The sequence below is a fragment of the Maribacter sedimenticola genome (genome assembly GCF_900188415.1).
Taxonomy (GTDB): Bacteria; Bacteroidota; Bacteroidia; order Flavobacteriales; family Flavobacteriaceae; genus Maribacter; species Maribacter sedimenticola.
Map to the genome: position 1 here is coordinate 91050 of NZ_FZNV01000009.1, position 24126 is coordinate 115175.

A 24126-nucleotide genomic window follows, 5' to 3' on the forward strand; every position below is an offset into this window, starting at 1 on the left:
CTATGTTCTATTATATTATAGATATATTAGGAACCATTGCGTTCGCAATTTCTGGGGTATTGGTGGCCATGGAAAAAAAACTCGATGTTTTTGGAGTGTTGATTATCGCTTTCGTAACTGCAGTTGGGGGTGGAACTTTAAGGGATCTGTTAATTGGTATTAGACCCGTAGGGTGGTTAAATGCGCCTATACATATTTTGGTCATTGTGCTTACCGTTATTTTGGCCATACTATTTGTAAAGCAGCTAAAATATGTCAGAAAATCTCTTTTTTTGTTTGATACCATTGGTATAGGTCTGTATACCATGGCCGGTGTAGAAAAAGGGATTGCGGCAGATCTATCACCGGTAATGTGTATAGCGTTAGGTACTATAACAGCATGTTTTGGTGGTGTGATCCGTGATATCCTTTGCAATGAAATACCAGTTATATTTAGAAAAGAAATTTATGCTACCGTATGTATTCTAGGTGGATTGGTATATTTTTTACTTATACAATTTCCAGTTATAAGTAATACCATAGCCCATTCATTGGCTATATTGACCATTATTGTCATGCGTATATTGGCCGTTAAATTCAAAATTTCATTGCCCAATATTTATCGGGAAATATAATTGATAAGATGTTTTACATTTTTATGTAAAACATGAAAGACCATGTATAGCCTCGTCATTCCACACTTGACGTAGAGTATGTAAGTTATCGTAGATTTTTCTATATCTCTTATTCAATGACCTCCGCTTTGGTAATGTAAATGTTCTGCATGGGCCAGTCACCCTCATCAACAGGTTGATTGTTTATTTTATCTACTACATCCATACCTTCAATGACCCTGCCGAAAGGAGTGTATTCACTATCTAGGTGGTAAGAGCCTGGATCGGTAACAACGATAAAGAACTCATAAGGGGAAGCTAGCATATGCGGATTGTCCATTTCACTGCTGGGCATAGATATGGTGCCCCTATGGTGTTTATGTCCCTTACGGGTGTCCGGTGGTAGTAAATATCTTCCAATTTCATTACGTTTCTTACCTGTTTTGCGGTCATCAGAATTTCCTCCTTGAATTATAAAGTTTTTGACCACTCTATGAAATTGGGTATAGTCAAAATAACCTTTGCGGGTCAAATAAATAAAATTGGCACGGTGGTAGGGCACATTTTCGTAAAGTTCAACCGTAAAACTGCCCAAACTGGTGGTAATCTTTACTTTATTGGCCTTTAAATCTTGCTGGTATTCATAGAAAAAATCAATGGCGTTGTCCTCTGTAAGTTCAAAACTTTCTTCCTCTTGTTTGGCAAGGGAGTCGCTTTTAATTTTTGTGGAATCTATGCGTGTCTCCGTGTTAATAATTGGACTTTCAGGTTTCTTAGCGGTATCTTTGCAACTTATTGTTAACAGGGCGGCCACAATAATATATAAATAGGATTTAGCTAGGGTCATGGATTTTAATTTATTTGAACATCAGGTCTCAAAAATAAAAGATTTACCGCTACCAGGTGAGGCTTCGCAATATAAAATGGCTCCACAAGGTCGTGTAGCGGACTTAAAACAAATAAACCTGACACAAAAAAATCCTAGGAAAGCAGCGGTAATGGCTTTGTTTTATCCATCCGAAGAAAAAAAAACGAACCTTTTGCTTATTCTGCGTAAAACATACAAAGGCGTACACTCCAATCAAGTTGGCTTTCCAGGCGGAAAGGCGGAAAGAATTGATAATGGACTTTTAAACACCGCATTGCGCGAAACACATGAGGAAGTAGGGGTAGAGCCAAAAGATGTAACGGTGGTGAAAGAATTGTCCACTATTTTTATACCGCCCAGCAATTTTATGGTACAACCCTATATGGGACTTTACAAAGAACCAAAACCTTTTCGTAAGCAGGATAAGGAAGTAGAAACAATTTTAGAGGTGCCCTTGCTCGATTTTATGGATGAAAAAAAAATCGTAACAAAAAAGTTGACCACGTCTTATGCCTCCAATATTGAAGTACCTGCCTTTAAATTAAATGGTTATATTGTTTGGGGGGCAACAGCAATGATGTTGAGCGAGATTAAAGAGTTATTAAAGCAAGTGATGTAAGCTTAATTATTTATTTTAGCATCTATGGGATTATTTAAAACAAACCCTTTTGGGCATAATTTATTTTTAAAGAAATGGCTTATCCGTATTTTGGCGGTGCTTTCGCATCAGCGATATAAACGTTTTAATACGCTGGAGATTGAAGGTTCTGAAATTATTAGGAATTTACCGGATAGGAATGTGCTATTCGTAAGTAACCATCAAACTTATTTTGCGGATGTTGTGGCAATGTTTCATGTGTTCAATGCAAGTTTAAGCGGTAGGGAAGATTCCATTAAGAATTTAGGCTACATATGGCAACCAAAACTGAATATGTATTATGTTGCGGCCGCGGAGACAATGAGAAAAAGTCTGTTGACAAAGATCATGGCCTATGCGGGTTCCGTCAGTGTGGAGAGAACATGGCGGTCAGAGGGCAAGGATGTAAAGCGCCAGGTTAAAATGAGCGATATCTCTAATATAGGCAAGGCCTTGAACGATGGTTGGGTCATTACTTTTCCCCAAGGTACGACAACACCTTGGAAACCGCTACGAAAGGGCACCGCTCATATCATCAAAAAATATAAACCGGTAGTGGTTCCTGTTGTAATTGATGGTTTTAGACGATCGTTTGATAAGAAAGGGCTGCGTATCAAGAAAAAAGGTATACTGCAATCCATGGTCATCAAAGAACCTTTACAGATAGATTATGACAATGAAACTTCAGAGTCCATTATAGAAAAATTGGAATATGCCATAGAACAACATCCGTCCTTCTTAAAGGTAATCTCAAAAGCGGACCTTTTGGCATATGAAGAAGAGAACAAGCAGCGAAAGTGGAAAACACCTTAAATTTCCAATTGTCTTAGTTCCGTATAGTTCTTTTTTAGCTTTCTTAGGAGTAGGCCATATAGAAGGAAATAAACCCCTCCCATAAATAATGTGAGTACTACTCCAAAAATACCAATGGCTAGCATAATGGTAATTTTGAGCTTTTCTTGAGATACATTGGCCAATCCTTCTTTGAATTCAGGGAATGCCAGTGCAATATTATCGTTGAGGTAAACACCTATAATCATGATTATGATCGTGACCATGATCATGGACAAGGAAAAGATAACATAATGTTTCACCGTTTTTCTGGTCTTTATAATCTTCCTCATCAGGTTTTTAGAATTGTCCAGAACGGAAATTTCCTTAAATCGTTTATAGAATTGAAAGATAAAATATAGGGCAACGGTATAAATAAATACAGATAGTCCAAATAGATATTGGGAAACACCAATTTTTTCATAAACCTCCATGCCCTCTCTCATGGAAGGGAATAAGTAAAGAAGATGGGGCACGGAAAATTCCAAAATACTAATGATCAATATCCATTTTACGATAGATGAGGATTTTTTCCAAATCATCTTATGAATATCTTCATAGCTTAGCTTAGGAACGTTAAACTCCTTGTTTTGCCAATCTTTCTTCAATAATTCCAGTTCATCCGTCATATATTATGGATTCAAAATGGTTCTTAATTTGTTTTTGATACGGTTCATTTTAACACGCGCATTTACTTCTGAAATACCCAATGTATCTGATATTTCCGTATAATTTTTATCTTCCAGGTATAGGAACACTAGCGCTTTATCGACATCGCCCAACTGTTTTACGGCCTTATACATCAATTTTAACTGAAGTTCCTCTGTTTCGTCATATTCATCTGCCTTTATCTTAAAAATTACGGATTCGTAATCCGCCGTATCAATTCTCTTTTTGTTTTTACGATAGAGGGTTATTGCCGTATTCAAGGCAACCCTATACATCCATGTACTAAACTTTGCATCTCCCCTAAATTTGGGATAGGCTTTCCACAGTTGAATGGTAATTTCCTGGAACAGATCGTTGTGAGAATCGCGGTCATTGGTATATAGTGTACACACCTTATGGACAATATTTTGATTGTCTTGCAGCTCCGTCACAAATTTGTGTTCCAGTTCTTTGTTCACTAGTGGTTGGTGGTTATTACGTAATTAGTCTAACAAAAGTTTTTTTTGTTACATCAATTTTACGAAAATTAAAAATGTCCAAGGATTACCTTGGACATTTTTAAAAAGTTGAATGAATTTTAGTTTCTATAATTCAATGCTGGAGCCCTATCGCCCAAAAGTGGGATATATTTAAAATCAGCCCCTCTGTTTTCCAAAAATTCTGTTTTTGCCTGCTCCACCAATTTTTTGTCCTTAAATAGGTCCATAGCGGTTTTGGTCAAAGTTTTTGCCGCAACCATCATACCTTTATTGCCAATAGATGTACCGCCGGCCGCAACCGCTTGCCAGCTATGGGCGGGAGTTCCGGGAACCCAAGTGGCCGTGCCAAAACCAACGGTAGGAACCGTAAAGCTAACATCGCCCACATCTGTAGAACCATAGGCCCTTGCTTCGGTTTTATATGGCTGTATATTTTTGGCAACATTAAGATCTGCCTTTTCCATTCCCAATGTTTTGGCAATTTTATCGGCAAATACTTTTTCCTCTGCTGTGTATGCTATACCACCAACTTCCGTTAAGTTATCATGAACAAGTTTTTGTAAGGTTAGGTTGGGTAAGAGTTCATGGGTGCCACCGATCATTTCATAATCCATTGTAGTACCTGTACCCAGTGCTGCGCCTTCTGCCGCTTTAACCATTCTGTCAAAAATATCAATGACAACATTACGGGAATTATGACGGGCATAATAGTAAACTTCTGCAAAATCTGGTACCACATTGGGCGCTTTACCTCCGGAAGTTATGACATAGTGAATTCTAGCCTCTTGCGGTATATGTTCCCTCATCATGTTGACCATAATATTCATTGCCTCTACGCCATCAAGGGCGGATCTTCCTTTATCTGGGGAACCTGCGGCATGAGCGGAAATACCATGAAATCTAAATTTTGCTGATTTGTTTGCCAACGCAGCACCTGCGCTTGCGGCATTTTGCGCTCCCGGATGCCAGTGCAGGGCAATGTCTACATCGTTAAAAAGTCCTTCACGGACCATATATACCTTTCCTGATCCACCTTCTTCCGCAGGTGTGCCGTAAAAACGTATGGTACCTTGCATTTTGTTGGCTGCCAACCATTCTTTGGTAGAGATGGCCGCTGCGGTAGACGCGGTACCGAATAAATGGTGTCCACAGGCATGGCCTGCAGCTTTTTCCGCAGATTCTTTTTCGGCAACCGCTTTTTGGGAAAGTCCCGGTAGAGCATCATATTCTCCTAAAATAGCTATTACAGGGCTTCCACTGCCATATTCCGCAATAAAGGCGGTCGGGATACCGGCAACACCCTTGGTTATGGTAAAGCCGGCATTTTCCAAGGTCTCTTGCAATAGACCCGCACTTTTTTCTTCCTGGTAGCCCATTTCTGCGAAATCCCAAATATTTTGAGCTATAATTCCGTATTCCTTACTTTTTTGCTCTAATTTTTGAAGTACTTCCTTTTCACTTTTCTGCGCGCTCACAGATAGGAAGGTGGCGCCGAGTAATATCGATAAAATAAGGGTTTTTCGCATGATGTCAGTTATTTGAGTTAGGCCTTAAAGATACTAAAAAGAGAATATTATTTTAAAGTAGTAGTCCATTTGATTAATTTTGCCGTCAAGTTAAAAACTATGAACATACCACTTTCAAGCTATCCTAGAATCGTAATCATAGGTGGTGGTTTTGGGGGAGTTTCCCTAGCAAAGAAATTAAGCAAAAAAGAAGTACAGGTAGTATTGTTGGACAAAAACAACTACCATACCTTTCAGCCCCTTTTATATCAGGTATCAACAGGTGGATTGGAGCCAGACTCCATAGCGTATCCATTGCGTAAAGTGCTTATTGGATATGACAATTTCTACTTTCGTTTGGCAGAAGTTACCGAGGTAGACCCAGGACATAAAAAGATAAAAACGGATATCGGTGATCTATCCTATGACTATTTAGTAGTCGCAACAGGGTCAGAGACAAATTTCTTTGGTAATACAGAAATAGAGCATCATGCCATGTCCATGAAATCTATTCCACAATCGCTTAATTTAAGAAGTTTGATTTTGGAAAATTTTGAACAGGCCCTTTTAACGGATGATTATCATGAACGTGATGCTTTAATGAATTTTGTCATCGTTGGTGGCGGGCCAACGGGAGTTGAACTGGCAGGAGCATTGGCGGAAATTAAAAAAGGGATATTACCTAAGGATTATCCGGATCTGGATACTAGAAGGGCACAAATAAATATAGTACAAGGGGGAGATTGCCTGTTACCAGGTTTCAGTAGCCAAGCCTCCAAAAAAGCCGAGGACTTTTTAGAAGAATTGGGCGTACAGGTATGGAAAGGCGTACGCGTAACCGGGTATGACGGCAAAACGGTTACCACCAAAACAGATTTGGTTTTTCAGTCCGCAGCGGTAATTTGGGCTGCTGGGGTAAAAGGGGCAAGTATCAAAGGTTTGGACGCTGCCGATGTTTTGGCTGGAGGAAATAGGCTTAAGGTTAACGAGTTTAACCAAGTAATTGGTTATCCGGAAATTTTTGCAATTGGTGATATTGCATGTATGGCTACGGAAGATAACCCACGTGGACACCCTATGGTTGCCCAACCGGCCATTCAGCAAGGAAGGCTGTTAGGGGAGAACATGGTCAAATTATTGGAACATAAACCTATGAAACCTTTTGTATATAATGACAAGGGCAGTATGGCAACCATAGGTAGAAACAAAGCCGTATGTGATATTAAGGGCTACCGTTTTCAAGGTATTTTTGCATGGTTTGTCTGGATGTTCGTACACTTATTTTTTCTGATAGGCTTTAGAAATAGAATGGTCGTTTTTATTAATTGGGTGTATAATTATATTAGATTTGATAGGGAGGCAAGACTTATTATCCGTCCTTACAAAAGAGATTATAGCCAGTTTAAGGATTAATCTATACATGATTAATATACCCCGTATCACAATTATTGTTCAGATGCTAGGCGCGTTAAGTGCTTGACAGTTAAAGTTTTGTAAAATATTTCTTTCCCAGTTGTAATTTAAATATCTTCAAGGTAAAATCAACCGGAAATGAAAACCAGTAGTTTTAAAATACTTGTATCAACTTATTTGTTTATTTCCGTAAGTACAATGTTTGGTCAAACCACAGAGGATCCGGTTTCAACCAATGCATTACCATTATCTAAGTTGTCAATTTCTGGAAATGCCTATCCTGTTACGGCTATTGGCGATGTTCATAAATCTTTTTTAGTAGGCTATGGTATCTCTAATGGTTTGCAAATGGAGCTCCATGGGTTTTATGATACCTATTTGCAAACGGAAAGATTTAGGACTAATCTTTTAGGAAAGGTCTATCTAACGGAAAAATTATATTTACTATCAGGTTTGGAAGTTGAAGTAGCTACGGAAAGTCAAGAATTAATGGAGGCGCCTTATCGTCTTGGTTTTGTGGCTGGTACAGGTTATGATATAAGTGATAACTTCATGGTCGAGATGAAAAGCAATGTGCAATTAAACAAGGATGCCATAGGTGCATTTGGGGAAAAATTGATAGAAATGCCGGCAGTTCATACCATTGGGGGCAAGTGGAGATTCTAATATTCCTTCCTGGGGTGATACGTATTCATTACATCGGCCAGATGGGAGCGGTCCACATGCATATATATTTCTGTGGTGGTAATACTCTCATGACCTAGCATTTGTTGTATAGAACGCAGGTCTGCTCCATTTTCCAATAAATGGGTCGCAAATGAATGCCTAAAGGTATGTGGGCTAATATTTTTCTGTAACCCAATAGTTGTGGCCAAGTTTTTAATAATCGTAAAGATCATTGCTCTGGTAAGTTGCCTTCCTCTTCTGTTCAAGAACAAAATATCTTGAAATCCTTCTTTAATATTTAGGTGTACCCTTATTTCATTTCTATAGATAGAAATATATTTCATATTGACGAGGCTAATAGGAACAAAACGTTGCTTATTACCTTTACCTGTTACTTTTATAAATCCCTCGTCAAAAAATAAATCGGATATTTTAAGATTAATTAGCTCTGAAACACGCAAACCACAACCATACAATGTTTCCAATATGGCGCGATTGCGTTCACCTTCTGGTGTGCCCAGGTCTATGGCACCTATTAAATTGTCTATTTCCTTTTCGGAAAGCGTATCTGGTAATTTTCTTCCAATTTTGGGTGATTCAATCAAATCCAATGGGTTGTCATTTCTATATTCTTCAAATATTAGATAGGTAAAAAAACTTTTAAGTCCAGATATAATTCTAGCCTGTGACCTAGGATTTACAACTTTGGCAATTTCGTAGACAAATTGTTGAACCGTGGTCTTATCTATTTCCAAAGGCCCTGTAGTTATAGTTTGGGATGCCAAAAATGCCATTAATTTTTCTATATCCCGTGTATAGCTTTGGATGGAATTGTCTGAAAGTCCTCTTTCCAATTTTAGATATATCATATAGTCTTTAAGGGCTTGGTTCCAGTTCATGGCCTAAAGATAATCATCTTGGTAATTTTAAATATTGGCAAGACCTATTATGGCCAAGATATAATAATACAGATGTGAAAACGTTCAACACTTAGCAAAATCAATATTTAAAGTATGAAAAAAGTAGGCATCTTAATCTTTGTTGTTCTATTGGGTTTACGTCTAAGTGCACAGGAAGGGTTTAAATTGGGAATACAGGCAGGTTTGCCGCTAAACGAATTCAATGATGCGGTAAGCGTGGTTTTAGGAGCGGATGCCTCCTATATGTATCCTTTGGGGGAAGTAGTGGATATTGGCCCTGCTGTTGGGTATATTCACGGATTTGCGGAAAAGTACCAATCTACCATACCCCTTTCTGATTTGGAGCCTGTTCAATTTTTACCATTATCCGCGGGTGTTCGTTTCTGGACATCCAATTCTTTTTCTTTTGGTGGTAATGTTGGTTGGGCCATGGGAATAAACGATGGCAATGATGGTGGAGTATATTACAGACCTACGATCGCTTATCTGACAAGTTCAAGTTCAGAAGTTAATCTATCTTATACCAATATAAATTTAGATCAGGCAAAATGGACTACCATTACCTTAGGCTTGGTATATAATTTTGAACCTAAGTATAGAACACGTCGTTAATGCTCCGATGATTACTTTACCTGTACTTATGTAAATAACAGATGATTGTTAGGGCAACATTTGTTACTTTTATGGCATGAAGATTATCATTATCAATGGCCCCAATTTAAATTTATTGGGAAAAAGGGAACCGGAAGTTTACGGAGCACAGACATTTGAGGAATATTTTACAAAACTTCAATTTAAATTCAAGGATGTTGAACTAGAATATTTTCAGTCCAATATTGAAGGAGAAATTATATCAAAGATTCAAGAAACTGGGTTTTCCTATGACGGTATCGTGCTCAATGCAGCGGCATATACCCATACCTCTGTGGGCATAGGAGATGCGGTCAAGGCCGTAGAAACACCTGTAGTCGAAGTCCATATTTCCAATACCCATCAACGGGAGGAATTTAGGCATGTTTCATATATTTCTGCAGCTGCAAAAGGTGTAATATTAGGGTTTGGCCTTAAAAGTTATGACCTGGCCATACAAAGTTTTATCAAAGATTAATTATTAGTTTTCTTTAACATCCGATCAAATCCGGTAATTCGTACATAGTAGTAAATTAAAGACTACTATGAAAAAATTAGGTATATTTCTTATAAGCGCTATAACCGTATTGGGTTTATCGTGTAGTGATGAAAATGAGTTGGCTCTTACTCCACTTCCACAGAACACCATAACACTTACAAACGCATTTTCAAATTTAAATTTTACAAGTCCTTTAGACCTTCAAAACCCTAATGATGGCACCGATCGTCTTTTTGTAGCTGAAAAGGGCGGTTTGATAAAAGTTTTTCAAAATGAGGAAAGCGTATCGGAGACTTCAACGTTTTTGAATCTTTCCGGACAAATTGCTACGGAAAATGAATTGGGATTGTTAGGTTTTGCCTTTCATCCGGATTATAGTGGAAACGGTTTTCTATTTGTATACTATACCCCAAATACTTCGGAGGCGGTTGTCTCTAGGTTCAAGGTTTCTGAAGGTGACGTTAACCAAGTAGACTCAACAAGTGAAACAATATTGTTACGCATACCGCAACCGTATACCAATCATAATGGAGGGCAATTGGCCTTTGGTACGGACGGTTACCTATATATTGCTTCAGGTGATGGTGGTGGATCAGGTGATCCGGATGGCAACGCACAGAATTTGGAGAATCTTTTAGGCAAAATTTTAAGAATAGACGTCGATAATGAAGATGCTGGTCTGGAGTACGCCATACCTGCTGATAATCCTTTTGTTGATACGGAAGATGCACGGGCCGAAATCTTTGCCTATGGGTTAAGAAATCCTTGGAGGTTTAGCATTGACTTACAGGATAATACAATTTGGACCGGTGATGTAGGGCAAGATCAGAAGGAAGAGATCAACCTAATAGAAAAAGGAGGAAATTATGGGTGGAATTTGTTAGAAGGCACATCATGTTATAAAGAGGCTGATTGTGCTGTTGATGGTACAATACTTCCACTATATGAATATGGCCACGAAAACAATGATAAGTCTGTAACCGGAGGTTACGTATATAGGGGGAATAATGTACCGGAATTAAATGGGTACTATGTATATGGGGATTTTATTTCCGGTAGGATATGGGCATTGGATAAATCCGGTAACAACCAATTGATAACGGAATCCGGTCTTAGTATATCCTCATTTGGGATAGATGCAGATAAAGAACTTTATCTCTGTAGTTTTGATGGAAAGATATATAAGTTCACTTTGGCAGATTAATGCTGAATGGCATTTTGTTTCCTTAGATATTTCTCTTCTACATAAAAAGTAGCGAAAGGTAATAAGGAGGCAATACCAAAAATAAGTAGTTTCTTAATGCTCCATTTATATTTGAGCCCTACAACTACGGTCAAAATAATATAGGCAATAAACAAAATACCATGTATGTTGCCTATAATTTTATTTGGTCCAGGAATTTCGGCCCAATATTTTAAGGGCATACTAATTCCGAACAACGCCAAATAGGAGATACCTTCTAAAATTGCCGTTGCTCGAAATAGTTTTAACATGCCTTACTTATTTTTTTGGGTTATAGATGTATTACTTCATCGTAAGCTGCAGCTACCGCTTCCATTACCGCCTCACTCATTGTTGGGTGTGGGTGTACCGCCTTAAGGACCTCATGGCCCGTAGTTTCCAGTTTACGTCCCAATACAGCTTCAGCTATCATATCGGTAACACCGGCGCCGATCATATGGCATCCTAACCATTCGCCGTATTTAGCATCGAAAATTACTTTTACGAAACCATCTGAAGCACCGGAAGCTTTTGCCTTGCCACTTGCAGAAAAAGGAAATTTACCAACTTTGATATCCAGACCTTTTTCCTTGGCCTGTTTTTCCGTTAGTCCAACCGAAGCAATTTCAGGAGAGCAATACGTACAACCAGGTATGTTGCCATAATCCAATGGTTCTACATGCATATCCGCTAATTTCTCTACACAGATAATACCTTCGGCAGAGGCTACGTGGGCCAATGCCTGACCAGGAGTAACATCACCAATGGCATAATAACCTGGGATATTGGTCTGGTAAAAATCGTTCACTAAAATCTTATCACGGTCTGTGGCAATACCCACATCTTCCAAACCAATGTTCTCAATATTTGTTTTGATGCCCACTGCGGAAAGTACAATGTCAGCCTCTAGAATTTGCTCTCCCTTGGCCGTTTTTACGGTGGCTTTTACACCATCACCAGAGGTATCAACAGAAGTAACTTCTGCAGAGGTCATAATCTTTACACCAGCTTTTTTAAAGCTTCGTTCCAATTGTTTGGAAACATCCTCATCCTCAACAGGTACTATGTTCGGTAAATATTCTACAACGGTAACCTCCGTACCCATGGAGTTATAGAAATAAGCAAATTCTATTCCTATAGCGCCACTTCCTACAACGATCATTTTCTTAGGCTGCTTATCTAAGGTCATGGCTTCCCTGTAACCAATAATTTTCTTGCCGTCCTGCGGTAGACTGGGAAGTTCTCGGCTACGTGCCCCGGTGGCAATAATAATATTGTTGGCACTGTATTCGGTCACAGAACCATCTTCCGCTTTTACGGAGATTTTTTTGCCCGGTTTAAGGGTTCCATAGCCTTTTATGACCTCAATTTTATTCTTTTTCATCAAAAACTGAACACCCTTGCTCATGCCATCTGCAACGCCACGGCTTCTTTTTACCACGGCATCAAAATCCTTATCCACATTATCTACCTTTATCCCATAATCATCTGCATGCTTTAGGTACTCAAATACCTGTGCGGACTTCAGTAGTGCTTTAGTAGGAATACAGCCCCAATTTAAGCAAACACCGCCTAGACTTTCTTTTTCAATAATGGCGGTCTTAAACCCTAATTGTGAAGCTCTAATTGCAGTAACATATCCTCCTGGACCACTACCTAAAACAATAATGTCGAAAGTGCTCATATTTTGATTTTTTTGATGTTTGAAATTGAAGGGCAAAAGTACAAAACCAAAACGGGATTTTGTAAAACGTTTTAAAAATATGACTTTAATACCCCAATTGTTGTAGGTATGTAACTGTAGACTAATATTTTAAATAAAAATCAGCTATATTTTATAGTTGTCTATTGGTAGGGCGCGCGCGAAGCCTTATTGTTCGGGAACAAATTTTAATGCCACTCCGTTTATGCAGTGCCTTAATCCTGTAGGTGCAGGACCATCCTCAAAAACATGACCTAAGTGTCCGCCACAAGTGGCACAATGTTCTTCCGTTCTTTTGTAACCAATTTTGTAATCCACATCATAGCCAACGTTACCTTCTATTTCTTGATAAAAACTTGGCCATCCTGTACCTGACTTAAATTTGGTTTCACTTTTGAACAAGGGGGTAAAGCATGCCGCACATACATATGTTCCTTTTTCTTTATTGTCCAATAATTCGCTGGTAAATGGGTTTTCGGTTGCAGCTTCACGAAGCACGTAATATTGAGCATCGGTCAATTCTTTTTTCCATTCCGCCTTTGTTTTTTGAATTTTAAACTCTTTTTCCTGTCCGTTTTCCTTGGAGGTAGCTTGTTTTTTGACTTGTGAATTGCCGTTACAGCTGGTAAGTAGAACGGTTAATGCCAATATAAAATGTAATTTCATGCTGCAGTCTTTTTTGTTTTAGTCGTTAAAATCCATACACCTTTCAGTATAATATACCTACGGGTTTTTTATGCAAAGGTTTTAAAGAAATATTGAAGTAAAAATAATGCCTCTGAGTTATTTCCAGAGGCATTTATTTATTTATTGTGAAGGTTGTTGTAATTAATCTATTTGTATTTTTTGTACATCATCTTCATTAACCCCCAAATGTGCCATTACGGAAGCAATGTTAGAGGTATCTAATTTACCTGTTGTCGATTCTGCAGGTAATATGGCAATTCTAAATACTTGATTGTCCGTATCACCAGATTGCAAAGTACCTAGGTCAAAGTCTGATTCTAGGAATATACTGACATCAAAAAAAGTATAATCATAGTTATATTGCAGTAAGCCTTGGTCCAAAATTCTAGTTTGTGGTAATAATCTCCAAATATCTACAGGGTCACCATTGTTATCCTCTGTTTGATCCCACAGAATATAGACAAGAACGACATCGGTTTCAAAGACCTCTACACTATTTGGAAATTCATAAAATATGGAATAATCGTTTTCAAGGGTAAATGATCCTTCTATATCCACTACTTTTCCTAGAATGTTAATTCCGTCCTCACCGTTCGCTCCATCAAACCCATCTAAACCAGGAGGACCCTGCGGACCTTCACATGATATAAAAAATAGGGTAACTAGAGCTCCTAAAAATAAATTCAGTTTTTTCATAATTATCTGTGTTAATATGTTAAAGTAATTATTTTGATGTTCTGTTTCAAAAAGCGTTCCAATTTTGGTAATGTAATATATAAATCGGATATTAACATTTATAATTTTAACAATTATCAAAGCTTGTCGGCAATCTTTATAAGTTGATTAGCTTTACAAAAAAAATAAAGCGATAATATGGCTCACGTGCTAGTTCACTCATTATTTACCGATTTTGATATCAATCTATTTAAAAGCGGTAAACACTATCGGCTATATGAAAAATTGGGATCACATCTTTTAACGCTAGATGGCGTGGAGGGTACATATTTTGCGGTTTGGGCCCCCAGTGCAAAATCTGTTTCTGTCATAGGTAATTTTAATGGCTGGAATGCAGATGAACACCGCTTAAACGTAAGGTGGGATGCCAGTGGTATTTGGGAAGGATTTATCCCGAATATAGGCAAGGGAGAAATCTATAAATATAAGATTCAATCAACCATTAACGATGTCTGGACAGAGAAGGCGGACCCGTTTGCAAGATATAGTGAGCATCCGCCAAAAACGGCATCGATTATTTGGACATCCGATCATCAATGGAAAGATAAGGAATGGATGGGTTATAGGAAGGATAAAAACGGTCTTGATCGCCCATATTCCGTGTATGAAGTACATTTAGGTTCGTGGAAAAAAAATAAGGAACATAAATTTCTATCCTATAGGGAATTGGCCCAGGATTTGGTATCGTATGTAAAGGATATGGGGTACACCCATGTAGAGTTCATGCCGGTCATGGAATATCCTTATGACCCGTCTTGGGGATATCAGCTAACCGGTTATTTTGCTCCTACCTCCAGATTTGGTACGCCAGAGGAGTTCAAATTGCTGGTAGATACCTTTCATCAAAATGATATTGGCGTAATATTGGATTGGGTGCCTTCACATTTTCCTGAGGATGCCCATGGCCTTGGTTATTTTGATGGGTCTCATTTATATGAACATCCGGACAGAAGAAAAGGGTACCATAATGATTGGAAAAGTTTGATCTTTAATTATGGTAGAAATGAGGTTCGTGCCTTTTTGATCAGTAACGCACTTTTTTGGTTGGACCAGTTTCATGTAGATGGCTTACGGGTAGATGCGGTGGCATCTATGTTATATTTGGATTATTCTAGGGAAGATGGGGAATGGGAACCGAATATCTACGGTGGCAACGAAAATTTGGAAGCCATTTCCTTCATAAAGGAACTGAACGAGGCCGTTTATAGTAACTATGAGGGCGTGCAGACCATTGCGGAAGAATCTACTGCATTTTCAGGAGTATCCAGACCCGTAGAACATGGTGGTTTAGGATTTGGCATGAAATGGATGATGGGATGGATGCACGATACGCTACAATTTTTTAAGAAAGAACCCATATACAGAAGGCATCACCAAAATGATATTACCTTTAGTATGACCTATGCGTTCACTGAAAATTTTATGTTACCATTTTCACATGATGAGGTCGTATATGGCAAACAATCACTTGTATATAGAATGCCGGGAGATGAATGGCAAAGATTTGCCAATCTCAGGTTGCTCTTTGGTTATATGTTTACCCACCCGGGCACCAAGTTAACGTTTATGGGCGGAGAATTTGGGCAGACCGCAGAATGGAATTTTGAACAAAGCCTAGATTGGCACTTATTACAATATGATGGACATTTGGGCATACAGCGTTTTGTAAAGGAATTAAACCATTTTTACAAAAATTCACCGGCACTGTACGAAAAACAATTTAGTCCAGAGGGTTTTCAATGGATAGACTATAGTGACCATGAAAACTCCATTTTAACTTATGTACGTAAAGGACATGATCAAGAAAATGATTTGATCATAGCCTGTAATTTTACCCCTATTCCACGTGAAAAATATAGGATTGGTATACCAAAAAAAGGAAAATTGAAGGAAGTTTTAAATAGCGATGCAGTACAATACGGTGGTGGTGGTAACGTTAATAAAGCCATTAAAACCGTTAATAAATCCGCACATGGCCATAGCAAATCCATTGAAATCACTATACCGCCATTGGGCATAGTGATTATAAAATAATATAGGAGCTAAATAGTTTTTCATAAGTAGTATATGATTACTGTTTTTGATATTTTTTAATACCATTTCATGATAACAAATACCGAGCTTGAATATAAAGGCAACCTTTATCCCAATCATATAGTCGAGTTTACCCAGGACACTGATAAACTATATTTTACTACGGCTAACGGTGTAGTGCTACAAATTACCATTCTTAGAGGTAGTGTATTTAGGTTTAGATATGCGGTAAACCATATTTTTGAACCTGATTTTTCCTATGCCATAGACCCAGAAGGCACTATGGGTTACAGTAAGTTAGAGGTGGTAGAGAACAATACGGAATATATCATCACCACCGCTAGGCTGAGCGTGTTGGTCGATAAGATGACCCTTAGGGTACAGATATCTGACCTAAACGGCACCATTATTAATGAAGATGAATTAGGTTTTCATTGGGAGGAAAACTATGAATACGGGGGCAATACCGTAAAAATGAGCAAGATTACCCAAACTGGAGAAAGCTTTTATGGAATGGGAGATAAGGCCATGCATAGCAACCTAAAGGGTAAAAAAGTAGAAAATTGGGTTACGGATCAGTTTGCCTATGCAAAGGAGCAAGATCCGCTTTATAAGGCCATACCCTTTTTTATTGGTCTTACAAAAGGTAACGCATACGGAATATTTTTTGACAACAGTTTTAAGACAAGTTTTGATTTTTCTCACGAGCGCAGAAATGTAACAAGTTTTTGGGCTGATGGTGGCGAAATGAATTACTACTTTATTTTTGGTCCTGAAATGTCCAAAGTGGTCAGTTCATACTCTAGTCTTACCGGTACGCCAGAGCTACCGCCCTTGTGGGCCCTAGGGTTTCACCAATCTAAATGGAGCTATTATCCGGAAAGCAATGTAAAGGAAATAGCGGAACAGTTCAGGCAACTGCGAATACCATGTGACGCCATTTACCTGGATATTGATTATATGGAAGGGTTCAAATGTTTTACCTGGGATAAAAATCATTTTCCGGACCCAAAACGAATAATCGCAGAGCTAGAGGAAGATGGATTTAAGACGGTGGTCATGATCGATCCCGGTATAAAGGTAGATCGTGATTATTGGGTTTATAATGAAGCCTTGGAAAATGATTATTTCTGCAAACGTGGAGATGGACCGTTAATGCACGGTAAGGTGTGGCCGGGAGAATGTAATTTTCCTGATTTCACCAATCCTGAAGTAAGGGAGTGGTGGGCAGAACTGTACAAGGAATTCATGACGGAGCTAGGGGTACATGCCGTTTGGAACGATATGAACGAACCCGCCGTTATGGAAGTACCGTCCAAAACGGCCCCTTTGGATACCAGACACAATTATGATGGCTATCCATGTACCCATAGAAAGGCCCACAACGTATATGGAATGCAAATGGTAAGGGCCACATATGAAGGGGTCAAAAAATATGTGTATCCTTTACGGCCGTTTGTGATAACCAGGGCTGCATTTGCCGGTACACAGCGCTATTCATCTACTTGGACCGGTGATAATGTGGCCACTTGGGAGCATTTATGGATAGCCAATGTGCAAATACAACGCATGTGTTTAAGTGGTTATTCCTTTGTTGGTTCGGATATTGGTGGTTTTGCTGAACAGCCAGATGGTGAACTTTTTGCTAGATGGATACAATTGGGAATTTTTCATCCATTTTGCAGGGTACATTCCAGTGGAGATCACGGCGATCAGGAACCATGGTCCTTTGGGACTGAGATCACGGATGTAGTAAGGAAATTTATTGAAATACGGTACCAGCTTTTACCTTATTTGTATACCATGTTCTATAAATATTCAAAGGAAAATTTACCAATGATACAATCTTTGGTGTTCTTTGATCAAGAGGATAGCCAGACCCATTTTAGAACGGATGAATTTATATTTGGCGAAAAAATATTGGTCTGTCCAATACAAGAACCTAATGCACAGGGCCGAAGACTGTATATACCAAGAGGAATTTGGTATGATTTTTGGACCCAAGAACGTGTAGAGGGCGGTAAGGAAAAGTGGGTAATTGCAGAGTTGGATAAAATACCGGTTTTTGTAAAGGCAGGTGCCATCATACCAAAATATCCCATTCAACAATATGTAGGGGAAAAGAAGATAGATGAGTTGTTGTTGGATGTTTATTATAAAGAAGGAACGGAAACTTCAGAAGTTTATGAAGATGCCGCCAACGGTTATGATTACAAAAAGGGTAGGTATGCGTTGAGCAATTTTAAGTTAACGGGAAAAGAAAATTCCTTAACGGTGCAACTCTTTAAAGACGGCGATTTTGAAACGGACTATCAGACCATTAGGCTAAATTTTTATGGTTTGCCTTTCAAGATAAAAACTGTAATGGTAGATAATGAGGAAATAGTGCTGGAAAATTTATTATTGGAAAATGACCATGTTTTACGAATAGACAAAAACTTTACCCTATTGCACATTACAGGAAATATATAACTTTGTATTTTGATAACATTAACCATAAATTTTGAAAATGAAAAAAATAGTATTAATACTTGCCGTATTTCTAGGGGTTTCGGCATGTAAGGTAAATCCGTTTACCGGCCAAAAGACGTTAAATTTTTACCCCAATAGTCAGATTTTCCCATCTGCATTTGCGCAATATGATCAATTTCTTACTGAGAATAAAGTGGTAACAGGTACTACCGAGGCACAAATGATAACCAAGGTTGGACAAAGAATTTCCGCTGCTGCAGAGCGTTGGTTGACTGCAAATGGGTATCCTGGATATTTAAAGGATTATAAGTGGGAATATAATTTGGTAAACGACGAAACGGTAAATGCGTGGTGTATGCCTGGAGGTAAGATTGTGTTCTATACCGGTATTTTACCTATAACCCAGACAGAGACGGGTGTTGCAGTGGTTATGGGCCATGAAGTAGCCCATGCCTTGGCAGACCACGGTGCACAACGCATGAGTGCGGGAACCTTGCAGCAGGTAGGTGCGGTTGCCGGAAATATAGCCATACAGGATGAGCAAAAAAGAAATTTATTTAATCAGGCCTATGGTATTGGTTCCCAGGTAGGAGTAATGTTGCCTTTTAGCAGAAGTCATGAAACAGAGGCCGATAGGATCGGCTTACAGATTATGGCCATTGCAGGTTATGACCCTTATGAAGCTGCAGAACTTTGGAAGCGTATGAAGGCAAATAGCGGTGGTCAAGCTCCACCGGAATTTATGAGTACACACCCATCTAACGATACAAGGATTAATAACCTTACCGCTTGGGCACCATTGGCCAAGGAAGAAGCAGCAAAATTTGGAGTGACTACATTTAGGTAAAAAAAACTTAACTGATTATTGTATATTGAAGCCGTTCAGCAATGAACGGCTTTATTTTTATATATGACAAAGACGCTGGTTTTAAAGGGAAGTAAAAAATTGTTGAACGCATGGGCCTTTTATGACTGGGCAAATTCTGTATATAGTTTGGTGATATCCTCGGCGGTATTCCCCATATTTTACGGGGCGTTGTTTAGAGTTGCCGGTATTGAAAAAGTAACAGTATTTGGCGGAGAGATTGCCAGGGCGCCATTAATAAGTTATACAACCTCCTTGGCCTTTGTTTGTATTGCCATTATAACACCTTTGGTCTCCGGTATAGCGGATTATTTAGGAAATAAAAAGGTGTTCATGAAATTTTTCTGCTATTTGGGCGGCCTCTCTTGCGTTGGCCTTTATTGGTTTTCTTTGGAACATATTTATTTTGGCCTGTTGTGTTATTTTTTTGGTTTGGTGGGCTTTTGGGTAAGTTTTGCCATTAATAATTCTTACCTGCCCGATGTGGCTTTTCCAAAACAACAAGATGCCATAAGTGCTAAAGGGTTTACTTTAGGATATATTGGTAGCGTACTATTGTTAATGTTCAATTTGGCCATGGTAATGCGCCCGGATTTGTTCGGTATTACAACAGATGAATCCGGAGCTGCGGAAATAAAGGCAATGAAATATTCCTTTGTTACCGTAGGTATTTGGTGGGTGTTGTTCGCTCAATATAGTTTTTATTTTCTGCCTCAAGGATATAAGAAGGAAGGTGAAAGAACCAATGTGGTGTTAAATGGTTTTAAGGAGCTAAAGCAGGTTTGGAAAGAACTTGGGGAGCAGGTTAGGCTAAAGAGATATCTAGGCGCATTTTTTGTCTATAGTATGGCGGTGCAGACCGTTATGCTCATAGCTACTTATTTTGGGGAAGAAGAAATTGCTTGGGGTACGGACACGGAACGAACTACCGGATTGATCATTAGTATTTTGGTAATACAGCTAGTGGCCATAGTGGGAGCAACACTTACGGCAAAAGCTTCGGAACAATATGGAAATATTAGGACCCTGATCGTTATAAATGCCCTCTGGGTCTGTATTTGTATCTATGCCTATTTTGTGATAACGCCTACGGATTTTTATATAGCGGCCGGGTGTGTTGGCTTGGTCATGGGGGGCATACAGGCATTATCTAGATCTACCTATTCCAAATTTTTACCTAGCACTACGGATACTACATCTTTCTTTAGTTTTTATGATGTGGCGGAAAAAATAGGAATTATAATAGGCACATTTATATATGGAGCAATTGCCCAAAGGACTGGCAGTATGAGAAGCTCTATTATATTTTTGGGCGTCTTTTTCTTAGTGGGGATGTTTTTATTGGTTAGGGTTAAAGAAGTGAAAAGGCCTCTTTAAGGAGGCCTTTTGATCGTGATTGTCCGCTATTTTGATTATGCTGTTAACCTTTTGAGATATCCCCGGAACCCGAAGTTTTGGTATCTATTTTTTCAGGATTTCCTCTATAGGTTATATCTCCGGAACCGGAAACTCTAGCCTTAATGGATTTTTTTGCCGTGACCTGAATATCCGCCGATCCAGATACTGTTGCATTTACATGGTCCGCGTCTAGACTGTAGGCTTCAATATCCCCACTACCTGATATGGTGGCTTCAAAATCTGTTGTTTTGCCGCTTAAGGACATGTCGCCAGACCCGGACATGGTTGCCGTTAAGCTGTTGGTGTCTAGGTCTAATGTTATATCTCCCGATCCGGACATTGCGGTACTGAAATTATCGGCGCTGAGGGTGGTTTTACCTACGATATCACCTGAGCCGGACATAGCTACTGAATTTATGGATTCCACAGGTACGGTAATATAAATACCAGATTTCCAATTACTGGTCTTAAGGTTGACTCCCTTTTCAGTCTTAATAACAAGCTTACCGTTCTTAACTTCGGTAATGATATATTCCAATAGGTTTTCTTCTCCTTTAAGGATAAGTTTTCCTTCATTACCTGATACCAGCTCAACGTCAAACCATCCGGAAACCGCCACACCATCATAATCACCTGTAGTTCTTTCAATGGTAACATTGTTCCCGTTACCCTTAATGGTTTTTCCCCACTGTCCAACACAGGATAAAGAAAGAAACCCCATAAAAATTAAAGTAAAAAATTTGTTCATAATGTTCATTTTTAATCGATTAGTTATTTTTTAATAAAGCTTATGCCTCCGTAATCACTGTTAATTGTGATGGTGTTTCCACTGCCTCTGGAACCATAGAAACCTTCATAATGTTTATTGGAGGATTTTTCTGTACTTACATTGACCGTTAAATCATCTTTACCGCTTACACCGGCATAACTGGCAGTGATGTCAAAATCAAAGTGATATTGATTATTATATCCTATTTTAATTCCTGTATAATCAGACTGTATTCTTACGTTTCCTGCATCCTTGGCTAGCTCTTCTATTCTTACGCTGCCGTAATCCGAAACAATGGATACGTTACCATGCACTATTCCCAACTTAACGGTAATATAGTCGCCATTGCCATCAATGGAATTGAGTTCTTCTACATCCATATTACCATAATCACTTACATATTCCAGGTTTTTCATAATACCGATGCTTGCGTTCGTATAATCTGCATTTACTTTTAGATCTCCTGCTTTATCAATGGTAAAACCAGAATAGTCTGCCCTTATTTCGCCACTATTTATATAACCTATTGTAGATTTAGAGGTGTAATCAAAATTCAAGTAATTATTTCGCCCCCTTAATTCCCCCAATTCCATACGCCCGTAATCACAGGATATTTTGGCATGGCCATCAATTCTGTCCAAGATAATATTACCGTAGTCGTTACTAAGATCTACATTGTTCTTAATGGGTACTTTAATGGTATAGTTGATCTGCATGTTGACATTATTGTTATTGCCCCAGCTCCATCCCCATCCGCTATTATTTTTGTTGAAAATGGTTTTTGCGGACACCATTGATTTGCTGGCATCAAACTCAACGGAAATGTCATCAAGTTTTTTTTGAACCTTTTCCTCGTTATTGCCATTGGTCTTGATATGGACTTCAATAACAACACGGTTTTCGCTCCAGGAGGTTATGTTTAGATTACCATAAGAATTGCTAACTTTCAGCAGTGCATCTGCATTTACGTTAAATTCTTTTTTTATGGTCTTTTCCTTGGTATGCTTACCGTCAAAATCTGTATCGTGGGCAGATAATATGGTGGTGCATGCTAAAAAGAATAAGCATGAATATTTAAATAGTATAGTTTGCATCATGTGTATTTTTTATTGATTTAATATTTTCTATTTGGGACATTACTTCTTTTAACAGTTCAATTCTTGTTTGAAAATTGGTGATCATGGCACTTAGGATCAATTTGCTGTTACCACCATTAAGGAGGTCCTGTTCCATTTTGGTGTAATCTTGTTGTAATTTTTGCAATTGCAACATGGTATCGTTTATAATCTTTTCTGTTTCAGGAGATTTCTCTGAATTCAATTCTTTTACTTGCTCCTCTATAAGATTTGCAAAATAAAATTGCGTTTTGGAAACTTCTGGTGAAATTTGTGCAACTTGTTCCTCTTTGGTGTTGTAGTTTCCAACTTGGAATATTCCTACGGTCACTAAAAGGGCTATTGCCGCGGCCATGGAGGCCCAGGTTAACCAAGAACTATTCTTTTTGGTCGTTATGGTCTTATTACCATTGACCGCATTCAATTTTTCCAAAAAGCGCAGCTGGTGCCCATCTTTAGGTTCTTCAGTATCCAAATTGCCTTGCAACTTCTTGAACAGATCGTCTATGTTATCATTTTTCATCGGCTTTCTACTATTAATTTTTTTCTTAAGCTATCTTTTGCCCTTGAGACCATGGTTCTGCAATTGGCATAACTTATATTCATGATCTCACTCATTTCTTCATAATCATACCCTTCAATTAAATGTAAGGTCAAAGACACTCTGTAATTTTCCTTTAAATCTTTCATGGTTTCCATCACTTTTTGAGCCTTTAGTTCAGTAAACACATGAGTGGGGTCAATTCCGTCATGATCTTCGACCTTGTACATTACTTCATCCAATGCAACTTCCTTGTTTTTTTGCTGCTTTCTATACTGATAGATGCTATTGTTGATCACAATACGTTTTAACCAAGATCCAAAAGTAACCTCCCCTTTAAAAGTATGCAGTTTAGTAAATGCGCTTAAAAACGATTCTTGCATAATATCCTCTGCTTGGGCAGTATCCTTAACAATTCTTAGTGCTGTGTTGTACATGGCCCTGTAATACTTGTTGTACACTTCTAGCTGTGCACTTTGTTTACCGGCCATGCATGACAGCAATAGCTCATCAATATGTTCTCTTTGTTGGCTCAAAAAGTGATTGGTTTATGTAATGATGGAACAATTTACACTTTGTTACAGTTTGAGAAAATATACCCATGTATTTTATCGAATAAAAAAGGTTTTTGTCGATATATTATAATAAAATCAGCCAGTTATGGAAGTATTGAAATACATTTGAACTCCCCTCAAACAATTATAAATCAGTATAATAACATATAAGTCATGGGGAAAAAATTTTTATTATTTGTTTTCATTGTTTTTTTTCACTTTTACAAAACATTTGCCCAAACACCCTCAACTGAAGGAGAATGGAGCCCGGTTCTTAATATGGGCATTGTACCAGTTGCGGCCGCGAATCTTCCCGATGGCA

The 24126-nt window shown here is 38.5% G+C and carries 25 protein-coding genes; 12 read left to right on the top strand and 13 right to left on the bottom strand.

From position 1 onward, the window contains the following. Positions 1–2 precede the first annotated feature (2 nt). A complete protein-coding gene (locus CHB68_RS17035) occupies positions 3–614 on the top strand; it encodes a trimeric intracellular cation channel family protein (protein ID WP_089262888.1) in 612 nt (203 codons plus the stop codon). Between the two features lie 109 nt (positions 615–723). Here CHB68_RS17035 and CHB68_RS17040 read toward each other — a convergent pair whose 3' ends face one another. Beyond that, the gene (locus CHB68_RS17040; protein ID WP_089262890.1) at positions 724–1440 is read right to left on the bottom strand and encodes a peptidylprolyl isomerase; all 717 of its coding nucleotides are present in this window, start codon (positions 1438–1440) and stop codon (positions 724–726) included. Between CHB68_RS17040 and CHB68_RS17045 the strand changes: the two genes are divergently transcribed. Together CHB68_RS17045 and CHB68_RS17050 are read left to right on the top strand one after the other, a co-directional pair. After that, positions 1439–2080: an NUDIX hydrolase gene (locus tag CHB68_RS17045; protein ID WP_089262892.1), complete on the top strand. Its 642-nt coding sequence runs from the start codon at positions 1439–1441 to the stop codon at positions 2078–2080. The genes CHB68_RS17040 and CHB68_RS17045 overlap by 2 nt on opposite strands. 24 nt (positions 2081–2104) lie before the next feature. Continuing rightward, positions 2105–2911: a lysophospholipid acyltransferase family protein gene (locus tag CHB68_RS17050; protein ID WP_089262894.1), complete on the top strand. Its 807-nt coding sequence runs from the start codon at positions 2105–2107 to the stop codon at positions 2909–2911. On the opposite strand, the gene CHB68_RS17055 is transcribed toward CHB68_RS17050, so the two are convergent. The 3 genes from CHB68_RS17055 to CHB68_RS17065 form a co-directional block, all read right to left on the bottom strand. Beyond that, positions 2908–3558 carry a hypothetical protein gene (locus tag CHB68_RS17055; protein ID WP_089262896.1) on the bottom strand — a complete coding sequence of 217 codons (651 nt, stop codon included), beginning with the start codon at positions 3556–3558 and terminating at the stop codon, positions 2908–2910. The two genes, CHB68_RS17050 and CHB68_RS17055, sit on opposite strands and share 4 nt — an antisense overlap. 3 nt (positions 3559–3561) lie before the next feature. Further along, positions 3562–4056, bottom strand: coding sequence for an RNA polymerase sigma factor (locus CHB68_RS17060; RefSeq protein WP_089262898.1), 495 nt, complete (start codon positions 4054–4056; stop codon positions 3562–3564). Between the two features lie 119 nt (positions 4057–4175). Beyond that, the gene (locus CHB68_RS17065) at positions 4176–5603 is read right to left on the bottom strand and encodes an amidohydrolase (protein WP_089262900.1); all 1428 of its coding nucleotides are present in this window, start codon (positions 5601–5603) and stop codon (positions 4176–4178) included. Positions 5604–5702: 99 nt separating this feature from the next. Between CHB68_RS17065 and CHB68_RS17070 the strand changes: the two genes are divergently transcribed. Continuing rightward, positions 5703–6995 (top strand): NAD(P)/FAD-dependent oxidoreductase, encoded by a 1293-nt coding sequence (locus CHB68_RS17070; protein ID WP_089262902.1) that lies wholly within the window; start codon positions 5703–5705, stop codon positions 6993–6995. Positions 6996–7133: 138 nt separating this feature from the next. Further along, positions 7134–7661: a hypothetical protein gene (locus tag CHB68_RS17075; protein ID WP_089262904.1), complete on the top strand. Its 528-nt coding sequence runs from the start codon at positions 7134–7136 to the stop codon at positions 7659–7661. Here CHB68_RS17075 and xerD read toward each other — a convergent pair. Continuing rightward, complete coding sequence (gene xerD, locus CHB68_RS17080) at positions 7658–8560, bottom strand: site-specific tyrosine recombinase XerD (RefSeq protein WP_089262906.1); 903 nt, start codon at positions 8558–8560, stop codon at positions 7658–7660. The genes CHB68_RS17075 and xerD overlap by 4 nt on opposite strands. Positions 8561–8674: 114 nt before the next feature. Between xerD and CHB68_RS17085 the strand changes: the two genes are divergently transcribed. The 3 genes from CHB68_RS17085 (at position 8675) to CHB68_RS17095 (ending at position 10914) form a co-directional block, all read left to right on the top strand. After that, on the top strand, positions 8675–9193 hold the full coding sequence (locus tag CHB68_RS17085) for an outer membrane beta-barrel protein (RefSeq protein WP_089262908.1): 519 nt from the start codon (positions 8675–8677) through the stop codon (positions 9191–9193). 76 nt (positions 9194–9269) lie between these two features. Beyond that, a complete protein-coding gene (gene aroQ / locus CHB68_RS17090; protein ID WP_089262910.1) occupies positions 9270–9689 on the top strand; it encodes a type II 3-dehydroquinate dehydratase in 420 nt (139 codons plus the stop codon). Between the two features lie 67 nt (positions 9690–9756). Then, a complete protein-coding gene (locus CHB68_RS17095; protein ID WP_089262912.1) occupies positions 9757–10914 on the top strand; it encodes a PQQ-dependent sugar dehydrogenase in 1158 nt (385 codons plus the stop codon). On the opposite strand, the gene CHB68_RS17100 is transcribed toward CHB68_RS17095, so the two are convergent. The 4 genes from CHB68_RS17100 to CHB68_RS17115 all read right to left on the bottom strand — a co-directional run bounded on the left by CHB68_RS17100 (position 10911) and on the right by CHB68_RS17115 (position 14017). Then, a complete protein-coding gene (locus CHB68_RS17100; RefSeq protein ID WP_089262914.1) occupies positions 10911–11204 on the bottom strand; it encodes a DUF3817 domain-containing protein in 294 nt (97 codons plus the stop codon). The genes CHB68_RS17095 and CHB68_RS17100 overlap by 4 nt on opposite strands. A gap of 20 nt (positions 11205–11224) precedes the next feature. Then, positions 11225–12616 (bottom strand): dihydrolipoyl dehydrogenase, encoded by a 1392-nt coding sequence (gene lpdA / locus CHB68_RS17105; protein WP_089262916.1) that lies wholly within the window; start codon positions 12614–12616, stop codon positions 11225–11227. A gap of 186 nt (positions 12617–12802) precedes the next feature. After that, positions 12803–13300 carry a peptide-methionine (R)-S-oxide reductase MsrB gene (gene msrB, locus CHB68_RS17110; protein WP_089262918.1) on the bottom strand — a complete coding sequence of 166 codons (498 nt, stop codon included), beginning with the start codon at positions 13298–13300 and terminating at the stop codon, positions 12803–12805. Between the two features lie 162 nt (positions 13301–13462). Then, positions 13463–14017, bottom strand: coding sequence for a hypothetical protein (locus CHB68_RS17115; RefSeq protein WP_089262940.1), 555 nt, complete (start codon positions 14015–14017; stop codon positions 13463–13465). Between the two features lie 177 nt (positions 14018–14194). Between CHB68_RS17115 and glgB the strand changes: the two genes are divergently transcribed. From glgB to CHB68_RS17135, 4 genes are all read left to right on the top strand, one after another. Continuing rightward, entirely contained in the window at positions 14195–16090 is a 1896-nt protein-coding gene (glgB, locus tag CHB68_RS17120; protein ID WP_089262920.1) for a 1,4-alpha-glucan branching protein GlgB, read from the top strand. A gap of 69 nt (positions 16091–16159) precedes the next feature. After that, complete coding sequence (locus CHB68_RS17125; RefSeq protein WP_089262922.1) at positions 16160–18562, top strand: glycoside hydrolase family 31 protein; 2403 nt, start codon at positions 16160–16162, stop codon at positions 18560–18562. 37 nt (positions 18563–18599) lie between these two features. Continuing rightward, the gene (locus CHB68_RS17130; protein WP_089262924.1) at positions 18600–19409 is read left to right on the top strand and encodes a M48 family metallopeptidase; all 810 of its coding nucleotides are present in this window, start codon (positions 18600–18602) and stop codon (positions 19407–19409) included. A gap of 63 nt (positions 19410–19472) precedes the next feature. Continuing rightward, positions 19473–20804 carry an MFS transporter gene (locus CHB68_RS17135; RefSeq protein ID WP_089262926.1) on the top strand — a complete coding sequence of 444 codons (1332 nt, stop codon included), beginning with the start codon at positions 19473–19475 and terminating at the stop codon, positions 20802–20804. A 43-nt stretch (positions 20805–20847) separates the two neighbouring features. Here the strand turns inward: CHB68_RS17135 and CHB68_RS17140 are convergent, their stop codons facing one another. Genes CHB68_RS17140 through CHB68_RS17155 form a run of 4 tightly spaced genes read right to left on the bottom strand, consistent with a single transcriptional unit; the run spans position 20848 to position 23786 of the window. Beyond that, positions 20848–21573, bottom strand: coding sequence for a head GIN domain-containing protein (locus CHB68_RS17140; protein WP_089262942.1), 726 nt, complete (start codon positions 21571–21573; stop codon positions 20848–20850). A gap of 23 nt (positions 21574–21596) precedes the next feature. Then, on the bottom strand, positions 21597–22688 hold the full coding sequence (locus tag CHB68_RS17145) for a hypothetical protein (RefSeq protein WP_089262944.1): 1092 nt from the start codon (positions 22686–22688) through the stop codon (positions 21597–21599). Beyond that, complete coding sequence (locus CHB68_RS17150) at positions 22669–23232, bottom strand: hypothetical protein (RefSeq protein ID WP_089262928.1); 564 nt, start codon at positions 23230–23232, stop codon at positions 22669–22671. Before CHB68_RS17150 ends, CHB68_RS17145 begins: the two co-directional genes overlap by 20 nt. Continuing rightward, entirely contained in the window at positions 23229–23786 is a 558-nt protein-coding gene (locus CHB68_RS17155) for an RNA polymerase sigma factor (protein WP_089262930.1), read from the bottom strand. The genes CHB68_RS17150 and CHB68_RS17155 overlap by 4 nt, the downstream gene beginning before the upstream one ends. Positions 23787–24126 lie beyond the last annotated feature (340 nt).